General features: G+C 65.2%; 13 protein-coding genes. 3 read left to right on the forward strand and 10 right to left on the reverse strand.

The window, feature by feature from the left end; genetic code table 11:
• From F6X61_RS25315 to F6X61_RS25325, 3 genes are all read left to right on the forward strand, one after another.
• Window positions 1-223: DUF3077 domain-containing protein (locus F6X61_RS25315; RefSeq protein ID WP_153789058.1), on the forward strand; the 223-nt coding region annotated here is incomplete at its 5' end.
• Between the two features lie 572 nt (window positions 224-795).
• Window positions 796-2,331, forward strand: coding sequence for an NCS1 family nucleobase:cation symporter-1 (locus F6X61_RS25320; RefSeq protein ID WP_153789059.1), 1,536 nt, complete (start codon window positions 796-798; stop codon window positions 2,329-2,331).
• A 17-nt stretch (window positions 2,332-2,348) separates the two neighbouring features.
• Window positions 2,349-3,077, forward strand: coding sequence for an aspartate/glutamate racemase family protein (locus F6X61_RS25325; RefSeq protein ID WP_153789060.1), 729 nt, complete (start codon window positions 2,349-2,351; stop codon window positions 3,075-3,077).
• 144 nt (window positions 3,078-3,221) lie between these two features.
• Here the strand turns inward: F6X61_RS25325 and F6X61_RS25330 are convergent, their stop codons facing one another.
• From F6X61_RS25330 to F6X61_RS25375, 10 genes are all read right to left on the reverse strand, one after another.
• Window positions 3,222-4,415 (reverse strand): D-amino acid dehydrogenase, encoded by a 1,194-nt coding sequence (locus tag F6X61_RS25330; protein WP_153789061.1) that lies wholly within the window; start codon window positions 4,413-4,415, stop codon window positions 3,222-3,224.
• A gap of 46 nt (window positions 4,416-4,461) precedes the next feature.
• Entirely contained in the window at window positions 4,462-5,124 is a 663-nt protein-coding gene (locus F6X61_RS25335) for a histidine phosphatase family protein (RefSeq protein ID WP_153789062.1), read from the reverse strand.
• A 209-nt stretch (window positions 5,125-5,333) separates the two neighbouring features.
• Window positions 5,334-5,672, reverse strand: coding sequence for an FKBP-type peptidyl-prolyl cis-trans isomerase (locus tag F6X61_RS25340; protein WP_125857958.1), 339 nt, complete (start codon window positions 5,670-5,672; stop codon window positions 5,334-5,336).
• A 74-nt stretch (window positions 5,673-5,746) separates the two neighbouring features.
• A complete protein-coding gene (locus tag F6X61_RS25345) occupies window positions 5,747-6,160 on the reverse strand; it encodes a GFA family protein (protein WP_153789063.1) in 414 nt (137 codons plus the stop codon).
• 210 nt (window positions 6,161-6,370) lie between these two features.
• Window positions 6,371-7,309 carry a 2-hydroxyacid dehydrogenase gene (locus tag F6X61_RS25350; RefSeq protein ID WP_153789064.1) on the reverse strand — a complete coding sequence of 313 codons (939 nt, stop codon included), beginning with the start codon at window positions 7,307-7,309 and terminating at the stop codon, window positions 6,371-6,373.
• Window positions 7,310-7,440: 131 nt separating this feature from the next.
• The gene (locus F6X61_RS25355) at window positions 7,441-7,860 is read right to left on the reverse strand and encodes a hypothetical protein (protein WP_153789065.1); all 420 of its coding nucleotides are present in this window, start codon (window positions 7,858-7,860) and stop codon (window positions 7,441-7,443) included.
• Window positions 7,861-7,872: 12 nt separating this feature from the next.
• On the reverse strand, window positions 7,873-9,060 hold the full coding sequence (ccmI, locus tag F6X61_RS25360; protein ID WP_153789066.1) for a c-type cytochrome biogenesis protein CcmI: 1,188 nt from the start codon (window positions 9,058-9,060) through the stop codon (window positions 7,873-7,875).
• Window positions 9,053-9,529 (reverse strand): cytochrome c-type biogenesis protein, encoded by a 477-nt coding sequence (locus tag F6X61_RS25365; protein ID WP_125463304.1) that lies wholly within the window; start codon window positions 9,527-9,529, stop codon window positions 9,053-9,055. Before F6X61_RS25365 ends, ccmI begins: the two co-directional genes overlap by 8 nt.
• Window positions 9,526-10,062, reverse strand: coding sequence for a DsbE family thiol:disulfide interchange protein (locus F6X61_RS25370; RefSeq protein ID WP_153789067.1), 537 nt, complete (start codon window positions 10,060-10,062; stop codon window positions 9,526-9,528). The genes F6X61_RS25365 and F6X61_RS25370 overlap by 4 nt, the downstream gene beginning before the upstream one ends.
• Window positions 10,059-10,455: cytochrome c-type biogenesis CcmF C-terminal domain-containing protein (locus F6X61_RS25375; RefSeq protein ID WP_306109400.1), on the reverse strand; the 397-nt coding region annotated here is incomplete at its 5' end. The genes F6X61_RS25370 and F6X61_RS25375, both read right to left, overlap by 4 nt.

The following is a 10,455-nucleotide window of genomic DNA, read 5'->3' on the forward strand; positions in this document are numbered from 1 at the left end:
GTTCTACCAAGGCGAAGGCATGACCGCCCCGCTGTTCTGCATCGAGCCCGGCATCCCCTGCCAGCATGCGCGGGACCAGGCTTCGGAGCTGATGGGCTGCGTGCGCGACCTGACCATCACCGGAATCATGGAAGAGAAGCCGCAACTGCTGTGGGCATCGTATTACCTGAGCGCGCTGGCCAAGGCGCTGATGGATGATGCGGAGTTGGGGATGAAACACTGAGGGGTGGATTGCCTGTGAGACAGGCGCAGCGGCATCCGCGCGCACAGAGATATCGCGCCTTGTTGGTACGACGCGGTATCTCTGTGCGCGCCGAATGAGCCGGTTTGCCGGCAAGAGTCCTACACACACGCCCTGGCGATTTCTTGTACACATAAATGTCACCTTAAGTGCCATTTTTGTGTGCACTTTTGCGAAGCAGCGCCCCATTAGGTTACACACTACAACCATATAATTTTGACCAATTGATCAACTAAAACACATCTTAAAAAATTTAAGCTGTTCATTCGGTCAACTTATAAATCCTTAATTTCAGCTACTTATATTTCAAACAACAAAATTCAAAATGATGGCCACCTGAAACTTGGATTCACCCTGGCATAGAACTGGCTTTTGTGTGTTCGTGTTTTGTATACAACTTAAACAAAACATAAATACACAAGAACCCGCAGCGTCGCCCCGAACCGCGACCGCCGCGCCCAGAACCCAGTGATGCCAACGCCTGCACCGACGAGATGGCGAGCCCGTGCGCCAGCGCCCGCTCATCGCAGTCACACGCATCAGGAGCCGCCGGAATGAGTAGCAGCCTCCCCCTTGCCCCTGAACTTTCCGTTGCCAGCACCAGCCCCGTCTCAACCACCCTCGACGGCCACCCGGCCGACCTCGAACTGAGCCCGCGCCTGCATAACCGCGACCTCGCCCCGACCAAAGCCGAAGGCCGCCGCTGGGGCGGCTACAGCATCTTCGCGCTGTGGACCAACGATGTGCACAACATCGCCAACTACTCCTTCGCCATGGGGCTGTTCGCCCTTGGCCTGGGCGGCTGGCAGATCCTCCTGTCACTGGCGATCGGCGCGGCGCTGGTGTACTTCTTCATGAACCTGTCCGGCTACATGGGCCAGAAAACCGGCGTGCCGTTCCCGGTGATCAGCCGCATCGCCTTCGGTATCCACGGCGCGCAGATCCCGGCGCTGATCCGCGCCGTCATCGCCATCGCCTGGTTCGGTATCCAGACCTACCTCGCTTCGGTGGTGCTGCGGGTGCTGCTCACGGCGGTCTGGCCGCAAGTGGCCGCCTACGACCATGACAGCATCCTTGGCCTGTCGAGCCTGGGCTGGGTGTGCTTCGTGGCGATCTGGCTGGTGCAACTGGTGATCCTCGCCTACGGCATGGAGATGGTGCGCCGCTACGAGGCCTTCGCCGGCCCGGTGATCCTGCTGACCGTGGCCTGCCTTGCGGTGTTCATGTACTTCAAGGCCGACGCGCGCATCGCCTGGTCGGTTGCCGAACCACTCACCGGCTACGAGATGTGGCGCAACATCTTTGCCGGCGGCGCGCTGTGGCTGGCGATCTACGGCACCCTGGTGCTGAACTTCTGTGACTTCGCGCGCAGCTCGCCGTGCCGCAAGACCATCCGCGTCGGCAACTTCTGGGGCCTGCCGGTGAACATCCTGGTGTTCGCCGCCATCACCGTGGTGCTGTGCGGCGCGCAGTTCCAGATCAACGGCCAGATCATCGACAGCCCGACGCAGATCGTCGCCAGCATCCCCAACACCCTGTTCCTGGTGCTGGGCTGCATGGCCTTCCTGATCGTCACCGTGGCAGTGAACATCATGGCCAACTTCGTCGCCCCGGCCTTCGTGCTCAGCAACCTGGCGCCACGCCACCTGAACTTCCGCCGTGCCGGCCTGATCAGCGCCACCCTGGCGGTGCTGATCCTGCCGTGGAACCTGTACAACAGCCCGCTGGTGATCGTGTACTTCCTGTCGGGCCTGGGCGCCCTGCTCGGCCCACTGTACGGCGTGATCATGGCCGACTACTGGCTGCTGCGTAAGGGCCGCATCAACGTGCCCGAGCTGTACAGCGAGAACCCCGCCGGCGCCTACCACTACACCAAGGGCATCAACCTGCGCGCCCTCGCCGCGTTCATCCCCGCCGCGCTCTTGGCCATCGTCCTGGCCCTGGTGCCCAACTTCCACAGCGTCGCGCCGTTCTCCTGGCTGATCGGGGCCGGCATCGCCGCCGCCCTGTACCTGCTGATCGCGCCGCGCCACGCCCAGTACCACGACGTCAGCGGCGAGTGCATCGCCGTCGACCACAGCAGCCACTGATTTCAGGGAGATCCGTCATGCGTATTCTGATCGCCAACGTCAACACTACCGCAGCCATCACCGAGGCCATCGCCGAGCAGGCGCGCAGCGTCGCCGCGCCGGGCACCGAGATCGTCGGCCTGACGCCCTGGTTCGGTGCCGAATCGGTGGAAGGCAATTTCGAGAGTTACCTGGCCGCCATCGCCGTGATGGACCGGGTGCTGGCCTATGACCAGCCCTACGACGCCGTCATCCAGGCCGGTTACGGCGAACATGGCCGCGAAGGCCTGCAGGAGTTGCTCAACGTACCGGTGGTGGACATCACCGACGCCGCCGCCAGCACGGCGATGTACCTGGGTCACGCCTACTCCGTGGTGACGACCCTGGACCGCACCGTGCCGTTGATCGAGGACCGTCTGAAACTGTCAGGTCTTTACGACCGCTGTGCCTCGGTGCGTGCCAGCGGGCTGGCTGTACTGGAGCTGGAGGCCGACCCAAGGCGGGCCGTTGCAGCCATCGTCGAGCAGGCCGAGCGCGCCGTGCAGGAGGACAAGGCCGAGGTGATCTGCCTGGGTTGTGGCGGCATGGCCGGGCTCGACGAAGAAATTCGCCAGCGTACCGGGGTGCCGGTAGTGGATGGTGTGAGCGCGGCGGTGACCATCGCCGAATCGCTGGTGCGCCTGGGCTTGAGCACTTCCAAGGTGCGCACCTATGCCACGCCGCGGGTGAAGAAGGTGGTGGGCTGGCCGATGCGCTTCGGCCGCTGAGCGGCCTGTAGGGCCCTATCGCGGGGCAAGCCCGCTCCCACGCCTCTGATTTGGGACTGCCCCCAAAAAGTTGGACACCAATCCAACCCTTGAGGGCTGTTCATTTCGTGGGAGCGGGCTTGCCCCGCGATGGGGCTGGCAAAGTCACCCCATCATCCTGGCCAACCGCTCGCCACTGCCGCAGGCCAGGGTGAACCCCAACGCCCCATGCCCCAGGTTCAACCACAGGTTGCGATACTTCGTCGCCCCGATGATCGGCACCCCGGTCGGCGTCGCCGGCCGCATCCCCGCCCACTCCACCGCCTGGCCATAATCGGCCGCCCCAGGCAGTGTCTCCCCCGCCAGCCGGCGCATGCTGCGCAGCCTGCCGGCATCCACCGTTTCGTCATAGCCGACGATGTCCACCATCGCCGCCACCCGCAGTTGCTGGCCCAGCCGCGCATAGACGATCTTGCGCTCGTAATCGGTCAGGCTTACGTCAGGCGCCCGATGGGCCTCGGTGACGGGTGCGGTCAGGCTGTAGCCCTTGAGTGGATAAACCGGCAGGTTCAGGCCGGGCAACGCCAGGCTGGCGCTGCGATGCCCAGCGCACAGCACCAGGCGTTGTACATCCAATTGGCGATCAGCGAGCGCCAGCGCCACCACCTCGTCCTTGCGCCGGATCAACCGAGTCACCGCCTGACCCAGGTGCAGCTGGCATTGCCCCGACGCCTCCAGCCGCTCGGCCAGGCGCAGGCAGAAGCGGTGGCAATCGGCGACTTCCTCGTCCGGGGTGAACACACCGCCGATAAAAGGCGCCTCGGCCAATGCCGGGTCGAGCAGGCGCAATTGCCCGGCATCCAGTACCTGCTGATTGAGTGGATCGAGCAACTGTTCACGCCCATGCGCGAACGCCTGCCGGGTACGAAAGGCGACCAGTTTGCCGTTGCGCCGCCAGGCAAAATCCACCAGGCCGTCCTCCTCGCGCCAGCGCGCCAGCACCGCCTGGCTCTCAAGGGCCAGGCTCAGCAACTGGGCAGCATTGCGCCGATTGACCCCGGTGCGGCAGGCCATGACGAAGGCCGCTAGCCAGCGCCACTGGGCCGGGTCCAGGCGCAGGCGCAAGCGCAAGGGCGAGTCGCCCTGCAACAACCAGCCGAGCGCCTGCCAGGGCACCCCGGCATCGGCCAACGGCGCCACATAGCGGTACGACAGCTGCCCGCCATTGGCGAAACTGGTGGCACTGGCCAGGCTGTCACGGGCTTCGACCAGGTCGACCGAGTAGCCCTCGCGCACCAGCGCATAGGCGGTCGCCAGGCCAACTACCCCTCCTCCAATCACCGTTACCCGCTGGCTCATCCGTACATCCCTGTGCATGGGTTCAGCGCAAGACAGTAACAGCAGCTCAGGTCGGGCAGCCAGACGCACCGTTGTCCAGGCCCTGGCGCACATTACGGCTGAGCAGGCTGGCCTTGCCGTCGTGCCAGGTCAGGGTGAGTACATACAGGGTGTCGAAGTCGTCACCGCTCCAGTCCTGGGTGATTACCCGATCCTCACCCAGGGCCTTGCCGGCCACGGCATTGATCAAGTCCGGTAGATAACCATGGGACCAGGCGGTATAGACCGTGGCATTGCGGTACTTGTCGCGCAGCAGTTCCCTGGCCAGGCCATCGGTGTCGTTGGCGCCGTAGTCGATGTTCACCGGCAGGCCCAGGCGAATGGCACTGGGGGTGATGGTCATCAGTGGGCGGATGTAGCTGTAGCTCTGGTCCTGGCTGCCTTCCTCGACATGCCGCGAGGGGTTGGCGGCGAACACGTAGTCGGCCTTGCCGAAACGCTCCGGCAGCAAGGTGGCCAGGTCGATGGCACGGTTGAGCCCCTGGCAGTTCAACTGGCCCAGGCCTTCACCAGGCTTTTCGGCGTGGCGCAGGAAAACCAGGGTCTGGGTGCCATCCACCGGCCGCGCCCGGCTTTCGACCACATCCATTGCCAAGGGCACGGCCGCAGCGGTGAGCAGCAGGCTCAGCAGCAGGTGACGACGACGGCGAACGAAGGGGAGCAGTTTCATCTACGGCAGGCTCTTGTGGCAGAAGGTATCGAGGCTCGCCACATAGCCTGCCGTCGATGCCGCAGGCGCCCTTGCAGTGGATGCCATCCTTGGCCGCGCGTGAGGGTCAGAGTGCCCTCGCCCCGTTTGGTTCCGACCTGCGTACAACTGCCGTTCCGTGGCCAGAGACCACGTTAGTAGCGGACTGTTGCCAAATGATGTCCCGTGCCTCAATCGTCCCGGGTCAGCACTTCGAGCAGTTCGATCTCGAAGGTCAGGTCGGAATTCGGCGGGATCGCGCCCACGCTGCGCTCGCCATAGCCCAGGTGTGCCGGCACCAGCAGCTTGCGCTTGCCGCCCACGCGCATGCCCATCAGGCCCTGGTCCCAGCCCTTGATCACCCGGCCGGTGCCGATCACGCACTGGAACGGCTTGCCGCGTGTCCAAGACGAATCGAACTCGCTGCCGTCGGCCAGCGTGCCCCGGTACTGGGTAGTGATCAGCGCGCCCTTGACCACGGCCTTGCCGTCGCCTTCCTGTAGATCGATGACTTGCAGCTCACTGCTCATGGCAGGTTCCTCGAAGCGGTTTTTCGTGGCCGCCCTTTTCGCAGGAATGCGCAGGTTTGGCAAGGCAGCTTGCCTCAGGTCGGGGCGAACTGCTCGAAGACCTGCTGGCCGGTGAGGTCCTTGGTTTCGTTCTTGAAGCAGTACCAGGCGGGCTTTTCGTCGATGAAGATCTGCTCGGTGAAGGTCCAGTTTTCTTCACCGTCGAGCAGGCCGACTGGCACGACGTACAGCTGGCTTTCTTTCAAGCGGTAGAACAGGTGCGTGCCGCATTGGCCGCAGAAGCCGCGCTCGGCCCATGGGGATGAGTCGTAGACGCTGGGTGCCGGGCCTTCGAACTGCGGGGGGTTGGCGCACTGCACCGCCAGTAGCGGGCCTCCGGTCCATTTGCGGCACATGCTGCAGTGGCAGGCGCCGACGTGGGTGTGATCGAGGGTCACTTTCAGGCGTGTGGCGCCGCAGAGGCAGGTGCCTTGTTTTTCCAATGGCATGATCGAAGCTCCGTGCTGTTTGGGGGGGATTGCAGTATAGGCTGGGGGCTGCGAAGTGTTCGCCGATAGAGTTGCAGCGCCTGTGAGATCGAGCGCCGCGCGGGCGGCGCTCGATCTCACAGGCGCAGATAATCTATCGGCGAACACCTAGAGGCCCTGACACACCCCAAGATTTTACCTACCGATGCAAAACCGAGCCTTAAAGCAATCTCAACCGCGAACCGGCGTCAACACTGCCTCACCCGCAAAAAACGCCTGCAAATTACGCAGCACCAGGTTCACGGTATCGCGCGCCGCCTCCGGCGACTGCCCGGCAACATGCGGGGTAAGCACGGTATTGGCCAGCGCCTTGAGCGCATCAGGTACCGCAGGCTCGTCATCGAACACATCTAGCGCGGCGCCCGCGATCAGGCCTTGCTGCAGGGCTGTGACCAGCGCCTGCGTGTCCACCACGCTGGCACGGGCGATATTCACCAGATACCCCTCGGCGCCCAAGGCCTCAAGCACCTGGCCATCGACCAGATGGCGCGTGCCGTTACCACCGGGCGTAGCAACCACCAAAATATCCACCGCATCGGCCAGGTGCAGCGGGCTGTCGTACCAGGTGTAGGGCACATCGCTGCGCGGGGTGCGGCTGTGATAGCTGACGTTCATGTCGAAGCCCAGGGCGGCGCGCCGGGCGATGGCCTGGCCGACCGCGCCAAGGCCGATGATGCCCAGGCGCTTGCCACTCACCGAGGGGCTGATCACCCGGTTCCATTCACCGCGACGGGTGCTGGCATCAGCCTGCGGGATGTCGCGCAGCAGCGCCAGCAGCAGGGCCAGGGTGTGGTCGGCGACTGCGCCGGCATTGGCGCCGGCGCCATTGGTCACGGTGATGCCGCGCGCGGCGGCGGCGGCCAGGTCGACCTGCTCGTAGCCGGCGCCGATCACGCAGATGATCTGCAGCTTCACCAGCTGTTCGATTTCAGCGGCAGTCAGGCCCAGCGGGCCACGGGTGAGCACGGCATCGATATTGCCGGCGTGCCGGGCGATGGCATCGGCGCGCAGTTGCGGCGAGGGTGCGCGGATCAGGCGGTAGCCGGCCTGTTCCAATAGCGGCAGGTAGTCATCGACGGTTTCCACCAACACCAGGACTGTCTTGCTCATGCCACCCTCCCATTGAATGCGAAGGGGGAGTATGCCAGTTGTTGGCGCTGCCGGCCCTATCGTGGGGCAAGCCCGCTCCCACGCACATGGCGGCGTGGGAGCGGGCTTGCCCCGCGATCAGACCACGGCAGTTATTGCCCGAACGCCCTGCCCAACCCGCCCGGCACGCCACTGCTGTCAGTGTCCTGCCACGGCCCATTGGGGCTCAGCGACCAGCTCCAGCCGTTGTTCCAGCGGTAATAGGTGCGCTGGCGGTAAAAGGTGTTGGGCTGCTTTTCCAGCACATAGACACCCAGCTTCGGGTCCCAGTGGCTGGCGCCACCGGGTGGCGGGGCAAAACTGGCAGAGGTGCGCGGCATTGGCTTGGGCGTCGCTGCCGGGCCGCTGGGTGCGGGTTTGCTGCCTGGCAGCGGCTTGACCGCCGGCCCCTGGTGCGGCGGCGGTGTGGTCTGGATCGGCGGCAGCGGCTCGCGTTCGCCCGGCTGATGCACCGTACACGCGGAAAGACCCAGGGCCAGGGTAATCAGGGTCAGGCGGACGGTGCTGTTCATGGGGCTGCTCTCTTATGAATCGGGGCTGTCGATGGTCAGGTGCTGGGTGGCCTGGGTGCCACTGGCCAGCGGGGCGCTCTGGCCTTTCCACTCACCGTGGGTCGGCTGGCCTGCACGGGAGACACGGGCAACCAGTTGGACTTCAGCGTAGTCCGACAGTTTCATCTGCGGCATCATCGCGTCGGCGTCCGACAGTTCCACCTCGATCGGCAGCTGCGCCACGGTCACCCGCTTGGCCGCCAGGGGCATAGGCGGGCCACTGCTGGCGCGGGCGAAGATGAACACGGTGTCGTCCGGGCGGACCTTGTCCTTGAGCGCCGCGGCCAGCTCTACCCGCACTTTCAGACGTGCGCTTTGCTCGACCTTGCCGCCGCCAGCCTTGAGTTTGTCTGCGGCGCGGTCGATGCCGCCCTGCAGCGCGGCACGCGAGGCATCGCCCTCGGGCAGTTGCGCCAGCAGGCGCTGCCAGAAGCCGATGGCCTCCTGGTAACGCTGCCCCTCGAACGCGGCAATACCGCGCAGGCCAAGGCTGGTGACTTCCTGCGGGTCGGCCTTCAAGGCCTCCTCGGTCAGTGCTTGCAGCTGCGGGCTCCACTGCTTGTCGGCGGCGAAGTACAGCGCCTGGGCCCATTGCCCGAGCAGTTCCGGCTGGCGCCCGGCCAGGGCCACGGCGCGCTCGAAGGCCTTGGCGGCATCCGCCGGGCGCTGATCGGCCATATAGGTGCGGCCCAGGATGTACAGGGCTTCGGCCGAGTCCGGCTGGGCCTTTACCGCCCGTTCCAGGCGCGAGGTCATTTCCTGCATGGATTGCGGCGCCTTGGCGAACTCCTGGGTCAGCTCGACCTTGTCGGCGGCGCCGAAGTGCAGGTACAGCCCCAGTGCCATGGCGGGCACCAGTACCGCCGCCAGCAGCGGGATGGCCTTGCCCAGGTGGCCCTGGCGGGCGGCGCCGTCGCGCTCGGTGTCGGCCAGCAGCTCGCGGGCCGCTTCGTCGCGGCCCTTGGCCAGCTGTTCGGCGTCGAGCACCCCGGCCTGCTGCTGGGCAGCCAGCTCGGCGACGCGTTCTTCGAACAGCGCCACGTTGAGTGCGGTACGGTCCTGCTCGGCCTGCTGGCGACGGCGGCCACGCAGGATCGGGAGCAGCAGAAATGCCAGGGCGGCGAGCAGCAGCAGGCCCGCGCTAAGCCAGAATTCAGTCATGGGTACGGTCTTTTTCCAGCAGTTTGGCGAGACGCTCGCGTTCGTCGGCAGACAATTCGGCGGGGCCGGCTGCGGCCTGGCCACGGCGCCGGCGCACGATCAGCGCCAGCACCACGAAACCACCGGCCAGCAGGATGCCTGGGCCGAACCAGAGCAGGAAGGTGCGCCCACTGAGCGCCGGCTTGTAGCGCACGAAGTCGCCATAGCGATCGACCATGAAGTCGATGATCTGCTGATTGCTCTTGTTCTCGCCAAGCATGCGGAAGATCTCGCGGCGCAGGTCGGCGGCGATCGGCGCGTTGGAGTCGGCGATGTCCTGGTTCTGGCACTTGGGGCAGCGCAGTTCCTTGGTCAGTTGCTGGTAGCGCTCACGCTCGGCTTCGTCGCGAAACTGATAGGTGTCGATGGCCGCCCGGGCGGCGCCGGCCAGGCTCAAGCCCAGCACGGCGGCGGCTAACCAACGCTTCATGGCCTGGCCTCATCGACCAGGCCCTGGTACAGCGGCGCCAGCTGCTCGCGCCACACCGTGGCATCCACCACGCCGACGTGCTTGTAGCGGATGATGCCCTTGGCATCGACCAGGAAGGTTTCCGGCGCGCCGTACACGCCCAGGTCCAGGCCCAGCGAGCCTTGTGGGTCGGCGATATTGAGCTGGTAAGGGTTGTGGAACTCGGCCAGCCATTTCAACGCGGCGGCGCTGTCGTCCTTGTAGTTGACCCCGTGGATCACCACGCCCTGTTGGGCCAACTGGTTGAGGTACGGGTGCTCGACCTTGCACGACGGGCACCAGGTGCCCCACACGTTGACCAGCGCCGGGCGGCCGAGCAGGTCGGCCTGGGTCAGCGTGCGGTCACCCTGCACGGTACCCAGCGAGAAGGCCGGGAACGGTTTGCCGATCATGGCCGAGGGCAGCTCGTCGGGCTTGAGGAACAGCCCTTTGTAAAGAAAGACCGCCACCAGCAGGAATACCGCCAGTGGCACCACCATGATCCAACGCTTCATGCAGTCGCTCCAGACACGCCCAGGGCCTCACGCACCCGGGTCTTGACCTTGACGCGGTAGCGTCGGTCGAAGGCCGCCAGCAAGCCGCCCAGGCCAGTCAGCAGACCGCCCAGCCAGATCCAGCGGACATAGGGTTTGATATGCACCCGCACCGCCCAGGCGCCGTTTTCCAGCGGCTCGCCCAGGGCGACATACAGGTCGCGGGTAAAGCCTGCGTCGATGCCAGCCTCGGTCATCATCGACTGCTGCACGGTGTACAGGCGTTTTTCCGGGTGCAGCACCGAGACTTCCCGGCCCTCGCGGGAAACCCGCACAGTGCCCTTGTCGGAGATGAAGTTCGGGCCCTCGAAGTGCTTGGCGCCTTCGAACAGGAAGTGGTAGCCGCCCAGCTCG

Source organism: Pseudomonas sp. EMN2 (assembly GCF_009650555.1).
GTDB lineage: Bacteria > Pseudomonadota > Gammaproteobacteria > Pseudomonadales > Pseudomonadaceae > Aquipseudomonas > Aquipseudomonas sichuanensis.

Excerpts from the sequence above, each read along its gene's own strand:
- F6X61_RS25320 (WP_153789059.1), top strand. The coding sequence starts at position 796 with ATGAGTAGCAGCCTCCCCCTTGCCCCTGAACTTTCCGTTGCCAGCACC.
- F6X61_RS25325 (WP_153789060.1), top strand. The coding sequence starts at position 2,349 with ATGCGTATTCTGATCGCCAACGTCAACACTACCGCAGCCATCACCGAG.
- F6X61_RS25330 (WP_153789061.1), bottom strand. The coding sequence starts at position 4,415 with ATGAGCCAGCGGGTAACGGTGATTGGAGGAGGGGTAGTTGGCCTGGCG.
- F6X61_RS25335 (WP_153789062.1), bottom strand. The coding sequence starts at position 5,124 with ATGAAACTGCTCCCCTTCGTTCGCCGTCGTCGTCACCTGCTGCTGAGC.
- F6X61_RS25340 (WP_125857958.1), bottom strand. The coding sequence starts at position 5,672 with ATGAGCAGTGAGCTGCAAGTCATCGATCTACAGGAAGGCGACGGCAAG.
- F6X61_RS25345 (WP_153789063.1), bottom strand. The coding sequence starts at position 6,160 with ATGCCATTGGAAAAACAAGGCACCTGCCTCTGCGGCGCCACACGCCTG.
- F6X61_RS25350 (WP_153789064.1), bottom strand. The coding sequence starts at position 7,309 with ATGAGCAAGACAGTCCTGGTGTTGGTGGAAACCGTCGATGACTACCTG.
- F6X61_RS25355 (WP_153789065.1), bottom strand. The coding sequence starts at position 7,860 with ATGAACAGCACCGTCCGCCTGACCCTGATTACCCTGGCCCTGGGTCTT.
- ccmI (WP_153789066.1), bottom strand. The coding sequence starts at position 9,060 with ATGACTGAATTCTGGCTTAGCGCGGGCCTGCTGCTGCTCGCCGCCCTG.
- F6X61_RS25365 (WP_125463304.1), bottom strand. The coding sequence starts at position 9,529 with ATGAAGCGTTGGTTAGCCGCCGCCGTGCTGGGCTTGAGCCTGGCCGGC.
- F6X61_RS25370 (WP_153789067.1), bottom strand. The coding sequence starts at position 10,062 with ATGAAGCGTTGGATCATGGTGGTGCCACTGGCGGTATTCCTGCTGGTG.